This window comes from Klebsiella sp. JB_Kp031 (assembly GCF_040064295.1).
Taxonomy (GTDB): Bacteria; Pseudomonadota; Gammaproteobacteria; order Enterobacterales; family Enterobacteriaceae; genus Klebsiella; species Klebsiella quasipneumoniae.
Genome location: NZ_JBEAJW010000030.1, coordinates 63,277 through 86,454, shown reverse-complemented (window position 1 = coordinate 86,454; position 23,178 = coordinate 63,277). Strand labels below are relative to the sequence as shown.

Below are 23,178 nucleotides of genomic sequence, written 5' to 3'. Positions count from 1 at the left end.
TTTTTCGTCTAATTATCAAAATCAGCTCCCGACTGTAAAGTGATTTCCATTCCACTTCGCAAGGGACACCACTATGAACACGCTCTCACTTTTTGATCGTCATCGCATCGGTACGCTGCCGCTGAAAAACCGTATCGTCATGGCTCCCATGACCCGGGCGCGCGCGCTGCAGCCGGGAAATATCCCCTCCGCGCTGATGGCGGAGTATTACCGCCAGCGCGCCAGCGCGGGATTGATCGTTACGGAAGCGACGCAAATATCTCCCGAGGGACAGGGATATTCCTGGACGCCCGGCCTGCATTCCGCAGACCAGATTGCCGGCTGGCAGTTGACGACCCGAGCCGTACATCAGGCCGGCGGCGTTATTTTTTCTCAGCTATGGCACGTGGGACGCATGTCGCACGCCCGTTTTCATGCGGATGGTCAACCCGTGGCCCCCTCGGCGCTGGCGCCGGACGCCCAGGTCTGGGTGGTGGATGAGCAGGGCCGGGGCCAGATGGTGGACTGTTCACCGCCGCGGGCGCTCTCCCGGTCGGATATCCAGCGTATTGTCGCCGATTACCGTCAGGCGGCGCGCAATGCGATCGCGGCGGGGTTTGACGGCGTGGAAGTACACGGCGGCAATGGCTATCTGATCGACCAGTTCCTGCGGCGGACCGCCAACCAGCGTACCGATGAGTACGGCGGCAGCCTGAACAACCGGATCCGTTTTGCCCAGGAGGTGCTGACCGCCATCGGCGACGCAATCGGCCGCGAGCGGACGGGCATCCGCCTTTCCCCCTTCATTACCCAGCGCGGGATGAATGACCCGCAGGTGATCGATGCCATCCTTGCCCTGGCGGCCTGGTGCGAACAGCAGGGCATCGCCTTTATCCATCTGGCGGAGGCGGACTGGGACGATGCCCCAGCCGTTCCCCGACGCTTCCGCGACGCGCTGCGCGCGACCTTCAGCGGCACGCTGATCGTGGCCGGGAATTACGATCAGCAGAAGGCGGAGCGCATTCTTGACGCCGGTCTCGCCGACCTCGTGGCTTTCGGCCGGCCGTTTATTGCCAATCCCGACCTGCCGCAGCGGCTTCTGCACCGCTGGCCGCTGGCGACCGTCAGCGATCCCGGTACGCTGTTTGGCGGCACGGCGGCGGGCTATACCGACTATCCCTTCTATACGGAGCATAAAGAGTGAAAATGACCCGCAAAATGTTACCTGCCGGCCGTGGTGTCGCGGTTGCCCGCACGCTGGCCAGACGCGGCCTCATTCGCCGTCGCTGCGCCACCGCGCTGCTGCTTGTCGCAATGTCCGGCTCCGCGTATGCAGCCCAACAGGATCTGCTGAAGCCGGCGCAACTCATCGCTGACGGCAGCCTTCCCGCGGCCACTCGCGCCGCCAATGAATATGTCGCCAGGCAGTATGCCACGTTCTGGAATACCGGTGATGCCGCGCTGGCCCGGGCGGCGCTGGCGAAGAATTTTATCGATAAAACGCCCCCGGAAGGCCGCCGACAGGGGCCGGAAGGAGCGATCCTCGCCTCCAGAGCGTTTCGCCAGGCGGTGCCGGATTTACGCTGTGATGTCGAACAAATGATCGTGGCCGGTGACCGGGTGGTCTCACACTTACATTTTCATGGCCACTTTACCGGGACCTTCGGCACCCGGCAGGGTAAGGGACAAAATATCGATTTTATCGCCACCGATATCTATCAGATCCGCGGCGGTAAAATTACCGCCAACTGGCATATTGAAGATAACCTGACGCTGATGAAACAGCTGGGCGCGCAATAAGCTGCCTCCGGACGGTGCGTCAGCGATCGCCAACACGGCGAGCCGCCCCGGTCTCCGCTGGGACGACTCGCCTGGCGTCAGCCGGCGCTTAGATTTGCGCCAGCCCGCCGTCGACATAGATCTCTGCGGCGTTAATAAAGCTCGACTCATCCGACGCTAAAAACACCACCGTCCGGCCAATCTCCTCCGGCTCGCCCAGCCGCCCGAGCGGTACGCCGGCGGCCAGAGCATCGAACAAGCCCTGGCGATCCGCCTCCGCCACCAGCCCTCCCAGACCCGGGGTACGTACCGGCCCCGGGCTGACCACATTGATGCGGATCCCGCGGTCGCTAACCTCCAGCGCCCAGGAGCGCGCCAGGCTGCGTACTGCGGCCTTACTGGCGCTATAGATGCTGAAGTTAGCCGTCCCTTTTACCGCCGCCGTAGAGCCGGTCAAAATCACCGAGGCGCCGTCGGTGAGCAGCGGCAGCGCTTTCTGCACGGTGAACACCACCCCGCGCACATTAGTGGCAAAAATCCGCTCAACGTGCGCTTCGGTAACGGCGCTGAGCGGCAGCATGTCTCCGCCGCCGGCATTGGCGAACAGTACATCCAGCCGGCCGGACTCGTCGGCAATGGTCGCGAATACCGCGTCAAGGTCGCTTAACACGCCGGCATCAGCGCGGATCCCGCGGGCGGCGGGTCCGATGAATCTTACCGCCGCATCCAGCTCCTCCTGACGGCGGCCGGTGATGTACACCTTCGCGCCCTGCTCCGCCAGCGCTTTCGCCGACGCCAGGCCAATCCCGGCGCTGCCGCCGGTGACTAACGCCACTTTATCCGCAAGTTTTTTGCTCATGGTGCATTTCCTTGGTTAGAGTATAAACAGGCCAGGCTCGCGAAAGCGCTCCGCCGGGTATGGAAAGCACTGTAATCGTCCCGGCGAGGCGGAAAAATGGCCTAATCTGAAAAACACTCTTCCCCTCGGTGGATAATCACCTCCAGTAACCAGGATAAAGCGAATAATGGACCGGTTTTCAGCTCTTAAAGCCTTCACCCGCGTTGTCGAAGCCGGCAGCTTTACCCGCGCCGCGGACTCGCTGAATATGCCCAACGCCACCCTCAGCAAAACCATTCAGCAACTGGAGGCGCATCTTGGGGTTTCTCTCCTGCAGCGCACTACGCGGCGTATCACCGTGACGCCGGAAGGACGGGAATACTATGAAAAGGCCCGGCGCCTGCTGGAAGACCTGGAAGAGATCGACGCCGCCTTCAATACCGCCCGCAATAAGCCAAAGGGCCATCTGCGGATCGCCATCGGCGGGTCGACCGCGCGCGATGTGCTGATCCCGCTGCTGGCGGACTTTATGACCACCTGGCCGGATATCCGTATCGATTTGCAAGTGGCCGATAAGCCCTCGGACCTGATCGGCGGCAATATTGACTGCGCCATCCGCGGCGGACCGATGGAAGACTCGACGCTGATCGCCCGTAAAATCGGCGAGGCGGCGCTGGTTACCTGCGCCACCCCGGGCTATCTTCAGCGCTATGGTACGCCCGCCTCACCGGATGAACTGAACCATGGCCACCGGCTCATCAGCTACCTGTCGCCGACCAGCGGCAGAGCGTTTCCGTTTCGTTTTGCCCGTCACGGCGTCAGCACCGAGCTGAAGACGGAGCACCATCTCGGCATCAATGAGAGCAACGCGCATATTGCCGCCGGCGAGGCAGGCTTAGGCATTGTGCAGACCTTTACCTATTCGCTGAAACCGGCGCTGGCGAGCGGCGAGCTGGTGGAGATCCTCAGCGCCTGGCGCCCGGCCCCCTATCCTTTTCACGTTGTCTATGCCCGGCACCGGCACGTCCCGCCCCGGCTCCGCGTCTTTATTGACTGGCTGGCGGCGGTTTTTCCGTCTGCGGTGCAGGGATAGCGCGCGTTATCTGACGCGGAGCAGGTCGCCGTATCGCGTGGTGTAGCGCGGCGATAGCATCTCTCGCTTCATCTGCCACTGCTGCTGGACCCCCTGGCCGGCAAAATAGAGCGCCCCCCTGCCGTTTTTCGCATTCAGCTGGTCGAGCACCTGCATCAGCCTGGCGCTGTTCTGCCGCGGGGCAAGCTCGTCGAACAGGTTCAGCTGGGCGACGCCCTGGCTGTAGAAATCGCCGAGCATCACCCCGGCCTTCTGATAGCGATGCCCCGCTTTCCAGATGGCGTCCAGGCAGTTTGTCGCCGCGGCGATAATATCCCGGGAATCCTGCGTCGGCGTCAGCAGCTTCAGTGAGGCGCTGTTGCCATAATAGGGTTCATTCAGCGCGAAGGGGCTGGTTTTGACAAAGGCGGAGACGAACCGGCAGTACTGATGCTCACCGCGCAGCTTTTCTGCTGCCCGCGCGGCATAGCTGCAGATCGCCTGGCGCATATCCTCATAGGCCGTAATGCGATCCCCGAACGAGCGGCTGCAGATAATTTCCTGCTTAGCGGGAGCAAACTCCTCCAGCGCCAGGCAAGGCTCGCCGCGCAGCTCCCGTACCGTTCGCTCAAGCACCACCGTGAAGTGCTTGCGGATAAAGCGGATATCGCTCTCCGCCAGCTGGAGTACCGTGCCGATCCCCATTGCCTCGAGCTTTTTACCGATCCGCCGCCCGATGCCCCAGACCTCACTCACCGGCAACAGCGCCATCAGCTTCCGCTGCCGCTGCGGGCAGGATAAATCCACCACCCCGCCCGTCTGCCGCTGCCACTGCTTCGCCGCGTGGTTGGCCAGCTTCGCCAGGGTTTTGGTCGGGGCGATCCCGACGCCCAGCGTCAGATGGGTGCGCTGCTGCACCGTGGCGCGGATTTCCCGGCCAAAGTCGGTCAGATCTTTGCAGTGGCGCACGCCGCTGACATCGCAAAAGGCTTCATCGATACTGTAAATTTCGCAGCGCGGGGCGAGCTCTTCCAGGGTGGTCATTACCCGGTTGGACATGTCGGCGTACAGCTCATAGTTGCTGCTGAACGCCACGACGCCGTGGCGAAGAAACGCCGCCTTCTGCTTAAAGTAGGGTTCGCCCATTTTCACAAACGGCTTCGCCTCCGCCGAGCGGGCGATCACACAGCCATCGTTGTTCGACAGCACCACCACCGGCCGCCCCTTCAGGTCTGGCCGGAAGGCGGTCTGGCAGCTCGCATAAAAGGCGTTCACATCACAGTGCGCGAACATGATCAACCCGCTGCCTTGATGATGTAGGTCACCACGCCGAAAATATCGAGCGTCTCCTCGCGGCCGACCACGATGGGCGAATAGGCCGGGTTCATCGGGTTAAGCTGCACCCGGGGCAGAAGTTGCAGCTTTTTTACCGTAAATTCGCCGCCGACGGCGGCAATGACGATATCGCCATGCTCCGCTTTACGCGCGCTGTCCACCACCAGCAGATCGCCTTCGTCAATGCCGGCATTGATCATGCTGTCGCCTGCGGCTTTGACAAAATAGGTCGCGCTGGGATGCTGCACCAGCAGCTCGTTGAGGTCGATTCGCTTCTCGACATAGTCCTGGGCCGGGCTGGGAAAGCCGCACTGCACCAGGTCGGCAAAAAAGGGAAAGGAGACAATCTGACGTAGCTCAACCGGCGTGTAAAAGTTCATTTTTTAACCCACCACATAATACTGAATATATATACAGTAGTTTTGCCTGTTTTGCCGGTCAATATCGGCTCCAGCTATCAATCGCCAGCACTGAAATAACTCCTTGATGTCAATGGGGCTCCTCTTCAGCGCCCACGAACCGTTTGCTGCTTTTGCGCGCAGCCCGCCCGCCGCGCAAGGTGGTAGATGCGCCGCGCCGCGGCATTCGCTTGACACTGTACATTAATACAGTAAAACTAACGCCCGCGATCAGCATACAGAGGACAGAAGATGTTTGTGGAACTGATTTATGACAAGCGCAATTTTGCCGGGCTGCCGGGCGCCAGAGAGACCATTCTTAACGAGCTGACCAAACGCATGCAGCGCATTTTCCCGGAGGCGGAAGTGCGCGTGAAGCCGATGATGACGCTGCCGGCGATCAACACCGACGCCAGCAAGCATGAAAAAGAGCTGATCAGCCGCACGGTGCAGGAGATGTTTGAAGAGGCGGACATGTGGCTCACTGAAGAGTAATGCCGCCCGTTAGTCGCGGCGCCCCCCTCTTTAAGAGCTTTCCCGGATGTGGCAGAGCCACGGGCAACAGTACAATAGCGGCGGTTGCAGACTGGCAATGCAACCTTCGCTCACCTGCTGGCTCTTGCATACGGCCAGCAGGTGAGCTTCCCGGGCATGCCTGCCGGCCTTTCCTCATCGCCCTCACAGCGTCTCCGGTAGCGCCGCTATAATTTTATCCACCAGTTCGCGATGCTCATGCACCTTCCCGCATTTAACAATAATCTGTCTGGCGTTGTCATAGCCCGGCGCCCACAGCCGATTATTAAGCAGAACGTCCTTGTAGACCGCGATCAGCGGTTTGTTCCACGCCGCCGCCATGTGCACCACCGAGGTGTCCGGGGAGATAATCAGCTCCGCCAGGGCGATCAGCGCCATCGCATGGTGTAACGTGTTAAATGGGTTAATCACCACCTCCGGCGGCAGCGGGATGCGGATCTCACGCCGGTGATCGAGCAGAATAACCGCGATCCCCGGATGGCGAGCCAGCAGCTTGTCGAGCAGTTCGGCCAACTGCGTCTGCGAGAGACTGCGGTCGCCATGGCCGGCAAAAATATTAATCACTACCGCTTTTCTGCTCAGCGACGCCAGATACTGCGCCACCTCCTGCATAATCGGCCCGGGCACCGCCAGGTCGTAAGCGTCCAGCCCGCGGGTGTCCAGTTTGAGATAATCGGCGATCAGCTCGAACGTTTTCGTCACGTGCCAGCGCTGGCAATCAAAATCAAAAGAGTGGGAATAATGCTTAATCGACGGCCATTTATTAAACCCGAGCACCGATTTCGCTTTTATTTGTCGGAAAAGCCGCAGGCGATGCACGGGAATATCGAACAGCGAAGGGTCAATAATAATATCGTACTTATTATTAGCCAGTTCATTAATAACATCGCGGGGAACGTTATGATTAAATTTTCGCAAAAAATCGGCGGACGTAACCGGTTCAGCTTCATAAATATAGCGGATCCGCGGGTTATAACGCATCACCTGGCTATTAGAGGTCGTCAGCAGGAAATCAACGATATAGCCTGACTGATGCAGGCATTTCACCAGCGCGGAATCCACCACCACATCGCCGACCGCCCCCTCATTGCGCATCAGTAAGACGGTTTTCGCGGACGACAAATCCACCGGCTGACGGCGTCGGCGATCCCAGAGCGCTTTCGCCACGCCCACCCGCAGGGCATTACGTACTTTCTTAGTAAAGTAATTTCGCCGTCTGTTGAGCTCCCTTATTTTATTAAACTTCTTGCGTGGGGAGCCCTGCATGGTTGCATCGTGCATCATCCTAACCTCATTACGGCAATCATTAATATTCTGTGTCGTCCGATAGAGACTGAGCGAAATAAAAAAAGTTCGATTGAAAATGAAAATCATTCTTTTTTTTATTTACAAAACTCATCCAGCCCTGCGGGATTGCACCACAGCACTGTGAAGCAATAATGAGTGAATAGTGAATTTGCCGGCCCACCGTTGGCAGGCCGGCGCAACAGCGCTAAGCTGGCTGCTTTATGAAGTCAGGAGGACGCTATGCTTGAAGCAGTAGAAGGTAATATCCATCAGCGGCTGTGCGCGCTGCTCGACGAACATCAGGCGCGCTATCGGGTGATGGCGCACGAGGCGGTCGGCCAGTGCGAAGCCGTCTCGGCGATCCGCGGCACCGCGCTTGGCCAGGGCGCGAAAGCGTTAGTCTGTAAAGTCAAAGGAAACGGCGTCAACCAGCATGTGCTGGCGATCCTCGCCGCCGATCGGCAGGCCGACCTCACCAGCCTGGCCCGGCATATCGGCGGCAGCAAAGCCTCGCTGGCCAGCCCGGCGGAAGTGGAAGCGCTCACCGCCTGCGCGTTCGGCGCCATTCCCCCCTTCAGTTTCCATCCGGCGCTGCGGCTGGTGGCCGACCCGCTGCTGTTTGAGCGCTTCCCACAAATCGCCTTTAACGCCGGGCGCCTGGACCGATCGATCATTCTCGATACCGAAGACTATTTACATATCGCCCGACCGGAGATCGCGACCTTTCGCCGTCTTAGCTAACCGGGCATCGGCCCTGATTTCCGCCGCATGGCGTAAAAATCCTGTTTATTCACGCCACGATGCGTAGAGTCAGCAGGATATTTTTTGGCATTCTTTTTTTGGCAAGGACCTCTGTACATGTTTGATACCACCCTGTTGATCCTGCTGGGTCTGGCGGCGCTCGGCTTTATCAGTCATAACACCACCGTAGCAATCTCCATCCTCGTGCTGATTATCGTGCGCGTCACGCCGCTGAACGCCTTCTTTCCCTGGATTGAGAAGCAGGGCCTGACCGTCGGGATCATCATTCTGACTATCGGCGTGATGGCGCCCATCGCCAGCGGCACGCTGCCGCCATCGACGCTGATCCACTCCTTTATGAACTGGAAATCGCTGCTGGCGATTGCGGTCGGGGTGTTTGTCTCGTGGCTTGGCGGACGCGGCGTCTCGCTGATGGGCTCCCAGCCGCATCTGGTGGCCGGGCTGTTGGTCGGTACGGTGCTCGGCGTCGCCCTGTTTCGCGGCGTCCCGGTCGGGCCGCTGATTGCCGCCGGGATCATCTCGCTGTTTATTGGGAAGTCGTAGCCAGGCTGCCGTGATAGCGGCCCGGCGTCTGCCCAAGCCCTTTCTTAAACATGGTGATGAAGGCGGTGGTGGAATCGTAGCCCAGCGCCTGGGCCGTCTGCTGTACCGTCTGCCCGCGGATCAGCTGCTGCAGTGCAAGGATCAGCTGCAGCTGATGGCGCCAGCGGCGAAAGCTCAGCCCCGTTTCACGCACCACCAGCCGCGCCAGATTGCGCTCGCTCATCGCGAACTCCGCCGCCCACTGGTTCAGGGTCTGCCAGCGCGCCGGATCCTCAGCCATCATCGTCACCATCTGGCGAATTTTCGGGTGGTTCGATACCGGCAGCTGCAGGTGCTCCTGCGGCTGACGGGGCAGCTCATCAAACAGAACTTGCACCAGCCGGGCCGTGGCGGGGGCGGCCAGCGACTCCCCGCCGCGTTCCGCCAGGGCGAGGATCAGCTCCCGCACCAGCGGGGAAATCTTTAACGTACAGCAGCGGTCCGGCATCGGCGCGGCGCCCGGCTCGATGAACAGGAAGCACACCTGGGCGCCGGGGGTGGCGCGGTTACTGTGGGAAAGCTGCCCCGGGACCCACACCGCATACTGCGGCGGCACCATCCACATCGCGTTCTCCACCTCGCAGGTTAAGGCGCCGTGCAGGGCGAGGATCAGCTGCCCCTTACGGTGGGAATGCGCCGGAATATACTGCTCCGCCTCCACCACCCGAATACGAAAGGCAATGGCCGATTCGTGGCCACTGTCCGGTTCATAACCATCCAGACCCAGTCCGATCATCATGTTGTCCGATATTAGCGATAATCTGTCATTTTAGCTTGATTTAAACAGAGGACAAAGTCGCTATCGTAACCCCCCTCTTTAGTTACCTTGAGAATGATATGTCTTCTGTGACCTCCTCCACCGGCCGCCGCTCCGCGCTGCTGATTGCCGGTATCCTGCTCATCGCCACCACCCTGCGCGTGGTCTTTACCGGCGCGGCGCCGCTGCTGGACGCGATTCGTAGCGACTATGGCCTGACCACCGCGCAGACCGGGCTGCTCACCACCCTGCCGCTGCTGGCCTTTGGCCTTGTCTCGCCGCTGGCGGCAGGGGTTGCCCGCCGGTTCGGCATGGAGCGCAGCCTGTTGCTGGCGATGCTGCTGATCTGCGCCGGCATTGCCCTGCGCTCCCTGCCCTCCGCTGCATGGCTGTTTATCGGCACGGCGGTGATCGGTTGCGGCATTGCGCTGGGTAATGTGCTGCTGCCCGGGCTGATTAAACGGGATTTCTCGCAGCATGTCGCGCGGATGACCGGCGCCTATTCCCTGACGATGGGCGGTGCAGCGGCGCTAGGCTCGGCGCTGGTGGTCCCCGTGGCGATGGCCGGATTCGGCTGGCGCGGGGCGCTGCTACTGCTGATGATCTTTCCGCTGCTGGCGCTCCTCAGCTGGCTGCCGCAGTCCCGGCGTCAAGCGGAGGCCCCGCTGACCGGCTCAGGCGCCATGCATAACCGGGGGATCTGGCGGTCGGCGCTGGCCTGGCAGGTGACGCTGTTCCTCGGCATCAACTCGCTGGTCTATTACGTGATTATCGGCTGGCTGCCGTCGATTCTGCAGAGTATGGGCTATAGCGAAGCGCAGGCCGGCTCGCTGCATGGCCTGCTGCAGCTGGCGACCGCTGCGCCCGGCCTGGCGATACCGCTGATCCTGCATCGGCTGCGCGACCAGCGCGGGATCGCGGTGCTGGTCGCCCTGATGTGCGCCATCAGCGCCGCCGGACTGTGGCTACTGCCAGGGCTGGCGATCGGCTGGACGCTGCTGTTCGGCTTTGGCTCCGGAGCCACGATGATCCTCGGCCTGACGTTTATCGGCCTGCGCGCCAGCTCGGCGCACCAGGCCGCGGCGCTGTCGGGGATGGCGCAGAGCGTCGGCTATCTGCTGGCCGCCTGCGGGCCGCCGCTGATGGGCAGGATCCACGATGCCAATGGCGACTGGCATATTCCGCTGCTGGCGGTGGCGCTGATTTCGCTGGTGATGGCGATCTGCGGCGCCCTCGCCGGGCGCGACCGGGAGATTCATCCCTGAAGATGACCGGCAGCGGGCGCTGCCGGTAGGGTTATTGTGCCGCGGCGCGCAGCAACGTCTGCACCAGCGGCGCAGGACGCCCGTCCAGCGCGTGGCGCTCATGCTGGAACAAGGTGGCGACAAAAAACGGGTGCGTCACCAGCTCGACGGCGCGGATCTCACCCTCTTCATCCCAGCCGGTGACGCGCAGATCGCCCTGCTCCAGCTCCGCGGCAAACGCGCTGTCCACACCGTAGCGGCAGTGGTAGCCCTCTTCAATGCTCTCCCGACCATAGGCGCGGGCAATCAGCGTATTCGCCCGCAGCTCGACGACGGCAGAAGCCTCCACCAGCGAGCAGCTGAGGGGCGCGATCACCATCCGCCCTTCGCTGTCGGTTTCCGCATGACCGGCATCCTGCCAGCCGAGCACGTTACGGGCGTATTCAATCACCGCGTGCTGAAAGCCGCCGCAGGTGCCGAGGAAAGGAATGCTGTTTTCACGGGCATAGCGGATAGCGGTAAACGCGCCTTCCGGGTGACGATACGGGCTGCCGGGAACGACCCAGACGGCATCGTACTCCGCCAGCGCGTCGCCGGAGGCGATCGACGGGGTGGCGAGCCAGTCATATTTCACCGGCTGCTCCAGCACGGCGGCAGCATCGTCTATTGCCAGGGGAATGGCCTGATGGGCAACAATATCGGGGTGATAATCGCCGACAAGGGCGAGGCGTAAAGGGGTTTTCATAGCAGGTTCCTTATGTCTGGACGAGACGAGCAGCACAAGGCACGTCAGGATAGCGATCCCCTCTGTGGAACACAATCCTTATTTTCACCCCACCGGCGTGGCCGGCGGGTGAGGTATACTGGAGCAAGCGCAAAAGGGAGAGAGGATGAAAAGTAAGCTTTTGGTCAGCGCCTGCCTGATGGGATTCCAGGTGCGATATAACGGTAGCGAGAAAGCGCAGCTGGCGGCGACCCTGTCCCGCTGGCAGCAGGCGGATCGTCTGGTGATCCACTGCCCGGAGCTGGCGGCCGGTCTGCCGACGCCCCGCCTGCCGGCGGAGATCGTCGACGGCGCCGGCGGCGATGTGCTTGCCGGGCGGGCGCGGATCGTGGAAAGCGACGGCCGCGACGTCACGGGACATTATCAGCTGGCTGCCTGGCTGGCGCTCAGCGCCGCCCGGGAAGCGGGCTGTCAGGCGGCGTTACTCACCGACGGCAGCCCCACCTGCGGCAGCCAGTTTATCTATGACGGTTCCTTTCGCGGGCGGCGCAAAGCGGGCGCCGGCGTGGCCGCCGAGCTGCTGCGCGCCCACGGCATCACGGTGTTTTCCGACGGGCAGATCCCGCAGTTGCTCGCCTGGATGGCACAGAGGGAGCAGGATGATGATTCAATGTAAACGGGTGTACGATCCGCAGGAAAGCAGCGACGGCTACCGGGTGCTGGTCGACCGTCTCTGGCCGCGGGGGATTAAAAAAGAGGCGCTGGCCTGTGATGAGTGGTGTAAAGAGTTAACGCCGTCCGCTGAGCTGCGGAAAGCCTTTCACGGCGAGGCGATCGATTTCGACCACTTCAGCCAGCACTATCGTCAGGAGCTCGACGCCCATCGCGACACGGGCCTGCGGCTGGCGGCGCTGGCGCAGCGCCAGACGCTGACGCTGCTGTACGCCGCGAAGAACACCGAGCAGAATCATGCCCGGGTGCTGGCCGCCTGGCTGGCGGCCCTGCCGGTTACGATTTAGCCGGATGGTCCCGGCGCCATAGCGCCCACTCATCGAGGGTTTCGCCGCTGGGCAGCTTGCACTGGGTGCTGACGCCCTGCGGCGTTTGCACCGGCACCCGGGTGCCGCCGGATTGCTGGCAGTAGACCGCCGCGGGATTGGGCATGCCGATGGTTTTCGTCGGCGCGGTGGGCTGCGGCTGGGCACAGCCGGCCAGCGCCAGGGGCAAAATAGCCAGTAACTTTTTCATCTTTTCTCCCTTTCTCCAATTCCCGGGGATTTTAGCCTGAATCTCCATGGTTTCTCCATCTTGCCTGCACTTTTCCCCCGTAGAGTAGCCCCTGTTCTCGAACTGACCAGAGAACAGATCATTCCATAATCAATGAGTTTTTCCCCGTCGCCCCCGACGGGGCTTTTTTTCGGGATTTAATAAATTGAAATAAAAGGATTTATTTCAAAAATGTCCACATATCGACCACATTGACAAGAATAGCCCCCTTTCCAGGGGGCTATTTTTATACTGCAAGACTAAGTTGACTGTTCCCGTAATGAGAAGCCGGGAAAGCGTCGCCGGGGATGAATCCTGGCGGCAATGGATCTGCGCTGGTTGAGCGCTTCGTTACTCTGCGCTCTACTGTGTTAAGTGTCGTGAATGACTCACTGCATTCAAGGTTCTGGCATTGATGGTATTGCCGGATTGTGAACTCGCTTAACCGGCGGCTGGTGCGGGTGCGGGCGTTTGCGCCGCAGTAGGGACAAACAAACATGATGATCTCCCATAGGGAGTTGAACTCACGGCTATTATGGCCGCTACTGTTCAGTTTCTGCAATCCAGTCGCTTATTTTCGCCTCAAGCTCCATTTTCGTGGTAAATCCGTTATCACCGATTACATGTTCCGCTCTGGCAATGATCCAATCCTGAGTATCGATTTCAGGCTTAAAGCCCGACACGTTCAGATGCATACCAGGGTATAAATCGGCGCGGCCGCGCGCCAGGGTTATCGAAAACTGTGCCGCGCCTTTCTGGAGCTGTATCCATTTTGCCGCAGCTGCGCGCCTGGCCGCCGTTTCGTTCTGATAGGTTTTACGCAAAACATACACATTACCCTCAGCGCCCTCTATGTAATCCCCTTCCGGGCGGCTGCTTTTCTCCTTAGCCTTTTTTCTGGCAGTATTTGTTTTGCGCTTAGTGATCTTGACCGGTTTTTTCTTGCCGAAATTAAGATCCAGCCAGTACGCCCGCACGCCGGTGTAAGCATCGCGATCGGCAATGCGGAACCTGTGACGATCTCCGCTGGCACGGGTTATCTCAGCCGATGGCAGCGCCCTACCAGATGCACTGACGCCGCCCCCAGGCAGGATAAACAGCAGACAGCCATTTTTCACGGTGGCAATGGCGCCCAACATCTCCGCCATGCGCGTTAAAAACGACATGTCACTCTCTTCGGTCTGATCCGCATGGTCGATCTCAATGTCGATCAGGGCCTCGCTAATCATCGGCTTCAGGTCATAGCGCCGGGCTATGGCCGATACCACCCGCTCTATCGTCACATCATGCCAGGACACCTCCCGCCTGACGTTCATCTCTTCGCGAAAATCAGCGCTGTGCGCGGTGATGTCGATAACATCCGGCGGCCCGCTATGCCCCACCTCGTCAACGGTGTAGAGACCTTTGTAGATCAACGCCTCACCCAGCCAGCCGATGGACACCGCCAGCTCCGCACCACGTGGGGGTAAATCTGTTACCCCGTCAGAGTCATCTACTGACAGGGTTAGCTGGTCAGCATCAAAACCGTTGTTATCTGTAACAGATAGCGAGGTGATGCGGTCGGCCAGTTCGGTCAAGGCAACCCCACCCAGCGTGATGCTAAAATCCGGTGTCTTTACGACCTCACTTAATTTTTCTACATACGCTTCGGCTGCTGTTGTCAGCGTGTCTGCAATCGACATAACTCCCCCGTTTTTTGCTGATGATTCCATGCCCGCGCGCGGGGCTGAATCCCTTTTTGTTGTCAGCGAACGGGCAGACCGGCAACCAGGCGACGCCAGCAGACTTAACGTTGAATATTGCCCTGAACTCAAAGAGCAACATGATGGTGAACTTATGTCTGAAACTCGTTTTCACGGCGTCCGCTCTCGCGAAAATACCGACCTACAGCAGGCAATCAATGACATTGATTCCAGCGTAATCGGTATTGTTGCGGTTGCTGATGACGCCGATCCGGAAACCTTCCCGCTCAATACGCCGGTTCTGCTGACACGGGTACGTAACGTCCTCGGCAAGGCAGGTAAAACCGGGTCACTTTACAAAGCCCTCAAAGCCATTTCCGATCAGTGCAGCCCGCGCGTTGTGATTGTCCGGGTGGAAGAGGCTTCCGGTAACGGCGCCAGCCAGTCCCAGGCCGTTATTGGCGGAACAGATGGCGACAGCTATACGGGAATGTATGCCCTGCTGACGGCGGAAGCCAAAACCGGCTATCGCCCGCGCATCCTGGCGGTACCGGACTACGATACCGAAGAGGTAACGTCACAGCTTTGCGTGATTGCCCAGAATCTTCGGGCTTTTGTTTATGCCGGTTGTAACGGCTGCGCGACCATGGCGGAGGCTATTGCTTATCGCAAAACCTTCGCTTACCGCGAGCTGATGCTGATCTGGCCGGACTTCATCGCTTACAACCCCCTGACGGATGACAACGAAACGTTTCCTGCCCCGGCTTACGCCTGCGGCCTGCGCGCCGCTATCGATAACAGCCAGGGCTGGCACAAATCGCTGTCGAATGTTGTGGTGAATAACGTTCTCGGTATTTCGAAAGATGTGTTCTGGGCATTGCAGGCAGAAGACAGCGACGCTAACGAGCTGAACAACAACGAAATCACGACGCTTATCAAGCGTGACGGTTTCCGCTTTTGGGGCAACCGCACTACGGACACTACAACCTACACTTTCGAGGTGTTTACCCGTACCGCGCAGATCCTGGCGGACAGTATTGCGGAGGCGCAATTTACCTCTGTTGACAGCCCACTCACTCCGGCCAACGTGAAAGATGTGGTAAGCGGCATCCGCTCTGCTCTCAGCAAAAAAGTCACTGCCGGCCAGCTTATCGGCGCTGACTGCTGGTATGACACGCTGGACAACGGCACCACGGATTTGCGCCAGGGAAAACTGATTGTGCGCTATAGCTACAGCCCGGTCCCACCGCTTGAAGATCTGACGCTATACCAGACCTTTACTGATGATTTTTACGAACCGGCGTTCGCGTCGCTCGGGGGTGAATAATGGCTATTCCTCACAAACTGCGGCTTTTTAGCTGCTTTGTTAACGGCGACAACTATCTGGGAAAAGTGACCTCTTTCACTCGCCCCAAACTGTCACGAAAGGTAGAGGACTATCAGGGCGGTGGCATGCTGGGTGCGGTCGGTGTTGATCTCGGCCTTGAGGCTGGCGCGCTGGATTCCACCATTGTTTTTGGCGGCGTCATTAAGGCTCTGTTTCTCGAATACGGAGCAGAAATTGACGGCACGCGGCTGCGCTTTGCGGGTGAATATTTCACTGATGGCGAAAGCCAGCTTGTCGAGGTGGAGCTGCGCGGGCGATTTACTGAACTCGACGGTGGGGACTCAAAACAGGGAGAAGACACGGAGGAAAGCTACACCTTTAAATCCACCTACTACAAATTCTCCATTGATGATCAGCCCATTATCGAAATCGATCTGCTGAATTTCATCTACAAAAAGAACGGTCAGAACATGTTCCCGGACCGCATCACCTCCGCCCTTGGTATGGGCAATTGATAACCTTTCATAGGGTGGCAAAGATGCCGCCCGGAGATTTTAAACATGGCTAAAAAAACTAAAAACCTGTTCACACTGATGCAGCCGGTAGTTCGTAAAGACAGTGAAATCGGTCAGGTGGAAATCACCGGCGCCATCAGTCAGGCCGGATCGTTGCGCGGCCTGAATCTTATCCGCGTTGCCAATATGGATGCAGACTCAATTGCCACGCTGTTGACGCGAGTCACCGCACCTGCGCTGACACAAAAAGAAATCAACGGAATGCACACTCTGGACTTTATCGGCCTGGCAGAGCTTCTGGTCCCTTTCTTGAATCCGCCGGAGCCTGGAGCGTCGAACGTGGCGGAGACGGAGAGCGAGTAATCACCGTTGCGTTTGACCAGATAGACGATCTGGTTGCTGATATTGCCGTTATTTTTAACTGGCCGCCCTCTGAAGTTTTCGGCATGGATCTTGGCGAGGTGATAGCCTGGCGCAAGCGGGCGGCGCTTCGAAGTGGTGCCACTGATGAAGAGTCTTGATATCCGCGTTGCTTTCAGCGCTATCGACAGATTTACCCGCCCCGTTAATGCTGCCCGCCAGAGTGCGGGCGGCCTATCCAACTCCCTCAGAAAAACACAATCCACCCTGAAAGGGCTCGATAAGAGCAGTGCCACTTTTCAGCGAATGACCGCGGCCGTCGGCAAAACCGACCGTTCCATCTCACGTGCCCGTGCCCGCTTTGATGGCTTGTCAGAAGCACAACGTAAAAACGGAACGCTGACGGAAAAACAGCAAATACTGATGTCCCGATTGGGTGAGCGGCTTGATCGGTTGACCGCAAAACGCGTGACGGAAGTGGCCCGCCTCCGTGAGAGTGCATCAGCCCTGCGCCAGCATGGCGTCATGCTTTCCGGTAGTAGCGCCACCATCGGTAACGCGATACGCCGCACAGAACAATACAACCAATCCCTTGAACGGGAAAAACGGCAACTTGCTGCGGTCACTCAGGCTCGTAAACGTTACGAGGGTGCACAGCAGATAGCCGGGAAGTTGCGCTCTGGCGGTGCCATAGCATTAGGTACAGCAACCGCTGCCGGGTATGGCGCCGGACGCTTCCTGTCGCCTGCGGTTGGTTTTGATGAGGAAATGTCAAACGTCCAGGCGCTGACGCGGCTCGATAAAAGCGATTCGCAGCTGGCCGCCTTGCGCACTCAGGCAAAAAAACTCGGTGCTGAAACCGCCTTCACCACTCGTGACGCCGCCAGCGGCCAGGCCTTTCTGGCAATGGCGGGCTTCACACCAGATGCTATCCGTGCAGCACTGCCCGGCGTGCTCAATATGGCGCTGGCAGGCAGCATGGAACTGGGTGAAACGGCAGACATCGGCTCAAATATTCTTTCACAGTTTGCCCTCGACGCCGGAGAAATGGACCGCGTCAGCGATGTGCTGACAGGTACATTTACCCGTACCAATACCACGCTTAGCAGCCTCGGCGAGACAATGAAAGTTGTCGGGCCGGTAGCGGCGGGGCTTGGGATTAGCCTGGAAGAAGCAGCAGCGATGACAGGCACGCTGGCGCGCGTGGGTATTCGCGGTAGCGAGGCCGGTACGGCAATGCGTCGCTCCCTCTCCCGCCTGGCCTCCCCTACTACGGCAGCCAAAAAGGCACTCAAAGAGCTGGGAGTGGAAACTGCCGACGCGAGCGGAAAAATGCGACGTCCGTTCGATATTCTTCTCGATCTACAAAAACGCGTTTCCCGCTTTGGCGAGGTGGATCAGGTTTCATTTTTCAAAGATATCGCCGGAGAAGAGGGTTTTACGAGCCTCCAGTCTTTGGTCAACGGTGCAGGTGATGGCTACCTCCAGTCACTCTATGAACAAATTGCAGAAGCACATAAAAATCAGGAGGCCTTCGCCGTCGCCAACAAGAAGAAAGACAACCTGGGCGGCGATTTGAAGGAGCTGGACAGCGCGTGGGAGGCGTTCCGCATTTCTGTAGCTGAGACAGTGGACGGCCCATTGCGCAGGCTGACACAGGGGCTTAGCCGGGTTATTGGCACTGTTCAAAGCTGGGTAGAAGAAAACCCCAGACTTTCACAAATGTTGTTACTCGCCGGCGGGACTGTACTGGCACTGACCGCAGTAATTGGCGGTATGTCATTAGCTGCTGGTCTGCTGATAGGTCCGCTGGCGAAGCTCAAACTGGGGTTTGCGCTGCTGTCCGGCGGGAGAGGAATCGGAGGTACGGTATCAGCGTTCCGCATGTTGAGTGCTGCGGGCGGTAGCTCACTGGTAAAAATTAGCGGATGGCGTGCTTTACTCAGCGGCCTGGTCGGACGCCTCGGCGTATTAACCAGAATGATGGTACCCCTGCGCGGTGCGTTACTTGGCGCCTTTACCTCTCCGGGGACTGCTATCAGCGCCCTGTCAAAAAGGATTGGCGGGCTGGCATTGCGGCTAACCGGGATCCCTGCTCTCTTCGGCATTGTAAAAGGCGGTATTGCGGCACTGGGCGGCGGATTATCAATGCTCTTGAGCCCAATCGGTTTAATGGGTGCTGCGTTTGTAGCGGCTGGGGTAGTGATCTGGAAATACTGGGGACCAATTAAGGCCTTCTTTAGCGGTTTTTTTACAGGCGTCATCCAGGGGTTAGCGCCAGTTTATAACGCATTTTCCCGGCTGGCGCCCGTTTTCGGGGTCATTGGGGATGGCGTCAAAAACGTCTGGAACTGGTTTAAAAAAGTATTAACGCCCGTTGAGGAGAGTCGCGAGGCGCTAAACAAATGCGCCAGCGCCGGGCAGACTTTTGGCGAAGTCCTGGGGACCGCACTTAGCGTTCTGCTTTGGCCGCTTCAGAAGTTAATGGAAGGCGTCGGCTGGTTACTGGAGAAGCTCGATCTCATCCCCGATGGCATTGAAAGAGCCAGGCTGGAAGCAGCCAGACTCAGGGCAATTCCGGTTATGTGGGAATGGGATGAAAAATCCGGGCGCATGGTCAAAAGGGAGTGGCAATGGTCATCTGAAAAGCCTGCGAGCAAAGGCAGCGCCCCGCCGCCCAATGTGCTCGGGGGCAATTCTGGAACAGAGCGGCGGCTGGGGCAAATCGCGGATAACACCAAAGGCCTTTTAGATGAGGAAAAGCGCAAACGTATCGGGCCGGGTGACATTGTATTTAAAAATCTCCCTCCAGCCCTTGCAGTACGTGGTGAATGGCAGGAGTCGAAGCTTGTCCGCCAGTCTGTCAGCGCTCGCCCGGTTATTGCCGCTGGCGAACCATTGATAAAACAGACGCAGGCATGGCAACCGGTACGCCGAAATCAAAGCACCCACACGGCGGCTGCGGCTTCAGGTTATAGTTTTTCCGGTGATATTCACGTCCATCTACATGGTATTCAGAGCAGCAATCCGCGCGAACTGGCGCGACTTGTTGGCGAAGCTGTCCGCTCAGAAATTGACAAACAGCAACACGCTGCCCGGGGTTCGTTCCGGGATCATGATTAACAGGAATTATAGCTATGATGATGGTATTCGGACTTTTTGTATTTGAACTCAGGACACTGCCCTATCAGCAATTGCAGCTGTCCCGTAACTGGCGGCACGTTAAGAATGACCGTGTGGGCCGGAGCGCAAAATGGCAGTACGTTGGCGCCGGCGAGAACCAGCTGACGCTAGGTGGGTCGCTGTATCCCGAAATTACCGGCGGCAACTTGTCGCTGGGTGCTGTCTCGACAATGGCCTACACCGGACTAGCCTGGCCTCTGATCGATGGCGTCGGGTCCATTTACGGGATGTATGTCATCACGGGTTTGCAGGAGACGCACCAGGAGTTCGATCGTTACGGTAAAGCAAAGAAAATAGAGTTCACGCTCTCGTTGCAACGGGTTGATGAGGATATCAGAGAGAGGCTGAAAAGTGACTCTATTAGTGAGCTTGGAACAACATTGAAAAATGTTGCTGATAATGCATTGAAAACTGCCCAAGAGGCACACAACGACCTCAGCCCCAAGTTTACATAAGTCGATAGGTAAATGGGATAAGTATCTATTAATACAAGTTAACTTGCTTTTTTCGCTTGGATAAAAAACCACCTCAGACAACTATCTCCGTACAAAGGATACTTTCAATATACAAATAACTTTAAAATAGTTTGAGCTGCCCCATCAACTTGCGAGTATGAATGTCTGAAGAAAAATTTTAGTTTTATACTATCAGCACATATGATACTGTATGTATAAACAGTGATATTTACTAACGTTTTTTGATTGAAGGGGATGCAATTTATGGGATAATGAATTAAAAACTTTCACTAGGAGATTTCAATGCTTTTCTTTGCTCTTCGAGTCTTACTTAAACCAAAGGATCCTGACCTTTTTGCGAAGGGTATGGTTGACAAAGATATTCAGCATTTTGAACAGGCAATGGTTCAAGTCTCTAAAAATTTGAGTAAAATTTCCACAACACCATCAGTGCATAAACAATGGCGCTATACACTCAAGATTAGCATTGAGTCTTCGGAAGGGATTATGGCGGGAGTAATCTCAAAGCAACAAAAAATTCGCGGCCACGATAAGGATTTTCATGAATTTGATGTGGACAACTATCCACCGGTTATATGGATTTGGGATAAAGATGAACAAATACTCTTAGTAGAGAAAAAAACTTCAGTATTTAGGGATGCTTTACAAACTGCTAAAGCATTTGAGGACTTGGGAAACAATGAATACTTATCTGAATTAGGACTAAGGGTTTTCATAGAACCTTGCTTAGAAATCGATGACTTTTGGTCAGAATATCATAATCTAGAGTTTATTGATAATGTAACATTTACTCTAGTAACTCCTAATATCTTTGGAAATAGTAAAGAAGCCTTAACTGCTGAGTTACGAGATATTGAACGTGATACAAATGCAAATTCAATAACCACGTCATTTGAAAATAAAGATGGAAATTTAAAGCTTGCAAATTCTAGTTGGGCATCCACCCTTGTTGACTGGGTAAAGGATGGTGGAGGCTCATGGTTTATTAAGGGCAGGAAAACGTTAAAATCTAAAACCACTACAGTTAGTAGTAATAAAACTGCAAAGGTAATTTTAGTGGAAGGAGATATAACTGAGGTAGAGCTTAATGGTTACTCCGCACAGGATGTAAAAGATATTATTTCCATATATCAAAATAGGTACACATTTAAAAATGAACAAACTAAACATATGGATTAGATTTTTACTTTTATTTTTAGCATGTCTTCTTTTTGCTACAGAAGATAAACGTCTCTATACTCTTTTGGAGCAATCAGCCGCGGGTGTTATCGGCTCAATATTAGGGGGTATTACTGCTGGCATTGCTGTCATCTTTGGAATCTTAGCCATCATAAATAAAGATAACAACAATGCACACTTTAGTAAATATCTAATAAATCTTGAGTTTGATTTAAAAATACTAATTGCATGTCTAGGCATGTCTATCTTTTTACCTTATTTCAGAAACTATGACATTCCAATATTAAATTATCCCAACCACTACCTTATACCATCAAAGATGAGATTATTCACCGCTCTAGAATTGTTTTCGATAATATTATCTTTAAATATTATAATGGAAGTTATTAGCTGTATGATTTTGGTAGTTAAAGCAAGCTTAAAGAAATGAATTGCAATTGTTTTCTTGGCAAACTTACTAATAGGCTGAATAAACCGAGACTGGGAGGAGTCTATTTTATTATAATCACATCAGATCGAACAATAATTTGGGCACCAATATAGTTGCATCCCCTCGCATTTTATAAATGCTGAAATTATAAAATAGCTGGGCTTCGCAGCCCAACAATTAATTATGCATTGTCATGTTAAGATAAGACACTGAATAAGATACTACTCCGTTTTACTGGTGTCGTTTGGATTGTAATAATCATATTCACCTTCTTCCTCTGGCCTATAATAAGGTTCGATGCTCCCGAAAGATGCAGAGGTAAGATTGGATTGCATTTCTACGTTTAACAGTTCAATGTCATCTAGGGTTCCAGAAAAGTCACCAGTTATTTGAACTAATAATACAGTGTTAAAGGACTCATCTGTTTTTTCATTTGAATAACCTAACGATACCATATCTCTGTCGATACTGTCTTCCACATAAAATGAGAAATTAGCCTCAACAGAACAGGTAATCTCAACATTTATAGATAAAGTGATTTCATTCTCATCAATTCTTATAATATCAATTGGTTCAGCTTTGCTTGTTTTTTTCAGTATTTTCATATCATGAAACTCTACAGATATGTCGTCATAATCGAACATAAACGCAGAGGAAGCATCTATATTTAAGTAATAAATGTCTGAGACCTGTTCAGAGACCTTATCTTTGATCTCAGCATAGATACTTTTCCCTTCATCTAAAAAATCATTCCCTAATAATGATTCAATTATTTCCATTGCTCGCTGGTGAGGTTGAAAAATCGCCAAGGCGGTTTGAAGATCATCAACCACCTCAAGATTAGCTGACCCTTTTGCGAAATTTTTCCATCCTCTATCCTCACTAACTGCAACTACTTTGAACTTCTGCTCAGCGGCCCAAGAATCAAGGGTTAATAGTGCAATCGCATCAGGAAATTCATTTTTCTTATCTTTGTTGTTTTCAAATGGAGGCTCACATATAAAATACAAATCAACTAAATCATCAATAGTCACATAATTTTCAGCATCAAGAACCTTCCCATTCACTTCACCATAAAATTTTTCAATGATGTTTTCTGCAAGTTTTTTTGGACTTAGTTCACCTTTTAAATTGTTAGCAGCCTGCGTAGCAATATCTTCGGCAATGTTTAATTTCCTGATAGCATCTTTTTGAACTTTTTCGATTTCCCCATGTAACTTAACAAATGGTTCCGATACATGTTTAATCATTTCATTATGTATAATTCTCGGTTGAATAATCACAACGTGCTTATTTTTAAACTGCTTTAATTGATCTAACATCCCAGCGTCAAATCTATATCCTAAAGAGTGCATAATATTACTATCAATGGAAATAGCACCATATTCGAGTTGAACTTTTGACATAAATCCTCCGACGCCATTAGTTTTAATTAGAAACCATAAGCATGTTTAAAAAACAAGATAAAT

27 protein-coding genes and 1 pseudogene are annotated in these 23,178 nt (G+C 55.4%); 18 read left to right on the top strand and 10 right to left on the bottom strand.

Annotated elements, in window-relative coordinates:
• Nucleotides 1–73: 73 nt before the first annotated feature.
• Both ABLV64_RS14360 and ABLV64_RS14355 read left to right on the top strand, forming a co-directional pair.
• Nucleotides 74–1,183, top strand: a complete 1,110-nt coding sequence (locus ABLV64_RS14360) for an alkene reductase (protein ID WP_080935840.1) — start codon at nt 74–76, stop codon at nt 1,181–1,183.
• A gap of 2 nt (nt 1,184–1,185) precedes the next feature.
• Nucleotides 1,186–1,779 (top strand): ester cyclase, encoded by a 594-nt coding sequence (locus tag ABLV64_RS14355; RefSeq protein WP_043522480.1) that lies wholly within the window; start codon nt 1,186–1,188, stop codon nt 1,777–1,779.
• Between the two features lie 88 nt (nt 1,780–1,867).
• On the opposite strand, the gene ABLV64_RS14350 is transcribed toward ABLV64_RS14355, so the two are convergent.
• On the bottom strand, nt 1,868–2,617 hold the full coding sequence (locus ABLV64_RS14350) for an SDR family oxidoreductase (RefSeq protein WP_048323842.1): 750 nt from the start codon (nt 2,615–2,617) through the stop codon (nt 1,868–1,870).
• 166 nt (nt 2,618–2,783) lie between these two features.
• On the opposite strand from ABLV64_RS14350, the gene ABLV64_RS14345 reads away from it, so the two are divergent.
• On the top strand, nt 2,784–3,689 hold the full coding sequence (locus ABLV64_RS14345) for a LysR family transcriptional regulator (protein ID WP_264923550.1): 906 nt from the start codon (nt 2,784–2,786) through the stop codon (nt 3,687–3,689).
• 6 nt (nt 3,690–3,695) lie between these two features.
• Here the strand turns inward: ABLV64_RS14345 and ABLV64_RS14340 are convergent, their stop codons facing one another.
• Complete coding sequence (locus ABLV64_RS14340) at nt 3,696–4,961, bottom strand: Y-family DNA polymerase (RefSeq protein WP_004203752.1); 1,266 nt, start codon at nt 4,959–4,961, stop codon at nt 3,696–3,698.
• A 2-nt stretch (nt 4,962–4,963) separates the two neighbouring features.
• On the bottom strand, nt 4,964–5,383 hold the full coding sequence (locus ABLV64_RS14335; protein ID WP_004203751.1) for a translesion error-prone DNA polymerase V autoproteolytic subunit: 420 nt from the start codon (nt 5,381–5,383) through the stop codon (nt 4,964–4,966).
• Nucleotides 5,384–5,653: 270 nt separating this feature from the next.
• Here ABLV64_RS14335 and ABLV64_RS14330 point away from each other — a divergent pair, with 270 nt between their 5' ends.
• Nucleotides 5,654–5,896 carry a DinI family protein gene (locus ABLV64_RS14330; RefSeq protein ID WP_004203750.1) on the top strand — a complete coding sequence of 81 codons (243 nt, stop codon included), beginning with the start codon at nt 5,654–5,656 and terminating at the stop codon, nt 5,894–5,896.
• A 183-nt stretch (nt 5,897–6,079) separates the two neighbouring features.
• Here ABLV64_RS14330 and ABLV64_RS14325 read toward each other — a convergent pair whose 3' ends face one another.
• Nucleotides 6,080–7,216: a glycosyltransferase family 9 protein gene (locus tag ABLV64_RS14325; protein WP_165455567.1), complete on the bottom strand. Its 1,137-nt coding sequence runs from the start codon at nt 7,214–7,216 to the stop codon at nt 6,080–6,082.
• On the opposite strand from ABLV64_RS14325, the pseudogene ABLV64_RS14320 reads away from it, so the two are divergent.
• From ABLV64_RS14320 to ABLV64_RS14310, 3 genes and pseudogenes are all read left to right on the top strand, one after another.
• A pseudogene (locus tag ABLV64_RS14320) lies at nt 7,211–7,367 on the top strand (hypothetical protein). The gene ABLV64_RS14325 and the pseudogene ABLV64_RS14320 overlap by 6 nt on opposite strands.
• 95 nt (nt 7,368–7,462) lie before the next feature.
• Nucleotides 7,463–7,963: a YbaK/prolyl-tRNA synthetase associated domain-containing protein gene (locus ABLV64_RS14315; RefSeq protein ID WP_048294505.1), complete on the top strand. Its 501-nt coding sequence runs from the start codon at nt 7,463–7,465 to the stop codon at nt 7,961–7,963.
• Nucleotides 7,964–8,080: 117 nt separating this feature from the next.
• Entirely contained in the window at nt 8,081–8,527 is a 447-nt protein-coding gene (locus tag ABLV64_RS14310) for a DUF441 domain-containing protein (protein ID WP_004203746.1), read from the top strand.
• On the opposite strand, the gene ABLV64_RS14305 is transcribed toward ABLV64_RS14310, so the two are convergent.
• Nucleotides 8,511–9,305, bottom strand: a complete 795-nt coding sequence (locus ABLV64_RS14305; RefSeq protein ID WP_072500731.1) for a helix-turn-helix transcriptional regulator — start codon at nt 9,303–9,305, stop codon at nt 8,511–8,513. The two genes, ABLV64_RS14310 and ABLV64_RS14305, sit on opposite strands and share 17 nt — an antisense overlap.
• Before the next feature lie 107 nt (nt 9,306–9,412).
• On the opposite strand from ABLV64_RS14305, the gene ABLV64_RS14300 reads away from it, so the two are divergent.
• Complete coding sequence (locus ABLV64_RS14300) at nt 9,413–10,588, top strand: CynX/NimT family MFS transporter (protein ID WP_072140547.1); 1,176 nt, start codon at nt 9,413–9,415, stop codon at nt 10,586–10,588.
• Between the two features lie 31 nt (nt 10,589–10,619).
• Here ABLV64_RS14300 and ABLV64_RS14295 read toward each other — a convergent pair whose 3' ends face one another.
• Nucleotides 10,620–11,312 carry a CTP synthase gene (locus tag ABLV64_RS14295; protein WP_048323837.1) on the bottom strand — a complete coding sequence of 231 codons (693 nt, stop codon included), beginning with the start codon at nt 11,310–11,312 and terminating at the stop codon, nt 10,620–10,622.
• Nucleotides 11,313–11,457: 145 nt separating this feature from the next.
• Here ABLV64_RS14295 and ABLV64_RS14290 point away from each other — a divergent pair, with 145 nt between their 5' ends.
• Nucleotides 11,458–11,967 (top strand): DUF523 domain-containing protein, encoded by a 510-nt coding sequence (locus ABLV64_RS14290; RefSeq protein WP_004203740.1) that lies wholly within the window; start codon nt 11,458–11,460, stop codon nt 11,965–11,967.
• A 4-nt stretch (nt 11,968–11,971) separates the two neighbouring features.
• Nucleotides 11,972–12,310 carry a DUF488 family protein gene (locus ABLV64_RS14285; RefSeq protein WP_074186551.1) on the top strand — a complete coding sequence of 113 codons (339 nt, stop codon included), beginning with the start codon at nt 11,972–11,974 and terminating at the stop codon, nt 12,308–12,310.
• Here the strand turns inward: ABLV64_RS14285 and ABLV64_RS14280 are convergent.
• From ABLV64_RS14280 to ABLV64_RS14270, 3 genes are all read right to left on the bottom strand, one after another.
• The gene (locus ABLV64_RS14280) at nt 12,300–12,539 is read right to left on the bottom strand and encodes a DUF333 domain-containing protein (RefSeq protein ID WP_004203736.1); all 240 of its coding nucleotides are present in this window, start codon (nt 12,537–12,539) and stop codon (nt 12,300–12,302) included. The genes ABLV64_RS14285 and ABLV64_RS14280 overlap by 11 nt on opposite strands.
• 265 nt (nt 12,540–12,804) lie before the next feature.
• On the bottom strand, nt 12,805–13,056 hold the full coding sequence (locus ABLV64_RS14275) for an ogr/Delta-like zinc finger family protein (RefSeq protein WP_004213128.1): 252 nt from the start codon (nt 13,054–13,056) through the stop codon (nt 12,805–12,807).
• Nucleotides 13,057–13,099: 43 nt separating this feature from the next.
• Entirely contained in the window at nt 13,100–14,239 is a 1,140-nt protein-coding gene (locus ABLV64_RS14270) for a phage late control D family protein (protein ID WP_348843061.1), read from the bottom strand.
• Between the two features lie 154 nt (nt 14,240–14,393).
• Here ABLV64_RS14270 and ABLV64_RS14265 point away from each other — a divergent pair, with 154 nt between their 5' ends.
• The 8 genes from ABLV64_RS14265 (at nt 14,394) to ABLV64_RS14230 (ending at nt 21,709) form a co-directional block, all read left to right on the top strand.
• Nucleotides 14,394–15,566, top strand: coding sequence for a phage tail sheath family protein (locus tag ABLV64_RS14265; RefSeq protein ID WP_348843062.1), 1,173 nt, complete (start codon nt 14,394–14,396; stop codon nt 15,564–15,566).
• Complete coding sequence (locus ABLV64_RS14260) at nt 15,566–16,081, top strand: phage major tail tube protein (RefSeq protein ID WP_004216461.1); 516 nt, start codon at nt 15,566–15,568, stop codon at nt 16,079–16,081. Before ABLV64_RS14265 ends, ABLV64_RS14260 begins: the two co-directional genes overlap by 1 nt.
• 45 nt (nt 16,082–16,126) lie before the next feature.
• A complete protein-coding gene (locus tag ABLV64_RS14255; protein WP_196520090.1) occupies nt 16,127–16,444 on the top strand; it encodes a phage tail assembly protein in 318 nt (105 codons plus the stop codon).
• Nucleotides 16,444–16,602 carry a GpE family phage tail protein gene (locus ABLV64_RS14250; protein ID WP_065811336.1) on the top strand — a complete coding sequence of 53 codons (159 nt, stop codon included), beginning with the start codon at nt 16,444–16,446 and terminating at the stop codon, nt 16,600–16,602. Before ABLV64_RS14255 ends, ABLV64_RS14250 begins: the two co-directional genes overlap by 1 nt.
• Entirely contained in the window at nt 16,589–19,564 is a 2,976-nt protein-coding gene (locus ABLV64_RS14245; protein WP_348843063.1) for a phage tail tape measure protein, read from the top strand. Before ABLV64_RS14250 ends, ABLV64_RS14245 begins: the two co-directional genes overlap by 14 nt.
• 14 nt (nt 19,565–19,578) lie before the next feature.
• Nucleotides 19,579–20,079, top strand: coding sequence for a phage tail protein (locus tag ABLV64_RS14240; RefSeq protein ID WP_196520094.1), 501 nt, complete (start codon nt 19,579–19,581; stop codon nt 20,077–20,079).
• A 303-nt stretch (nt 20,080–20,382) separates the two neighbouring features.
• A complete protein-coding gene (locus ABLV64_RS14235; protein WP_196520096.1) occupies nt 20,383–21,279 on the top strand; it encodes a hypothetical protein in 897 nt (298 codons plus the stop codon).
• Entirely contained in the window at nt 21,254–21,709 is a 456-nt protein-coding gene (locus ABLV64_RS14230) for a hypothetical protein (RefSeq protein WP_196520098.1), read from the top strand. Before ABLV64_RS14235 ends, ABLV64_RS14230 begins: the two co-directional genes overlap by 26 nt.
• Before the next feature lie 221 nt (nt 21,710–21,930).
• On the opposite strand, the gene ABLV64_RS14225 is transcribed toward ABLV64_RS14230, so the two are convergent.
• Complete coding sequence (locus tag ABLV64_RS14225) at nt 21,931–23,115, bottom strand: PIN domain-containing protein (protein ID WP_196520100.1); 1,185 nt, start codon at nt 23,113–23,115, stop codon at nt 21,931–21,933.
• Between the last annotated feature and the right edge of the window lie 63 nt (nt 23,116–23,178).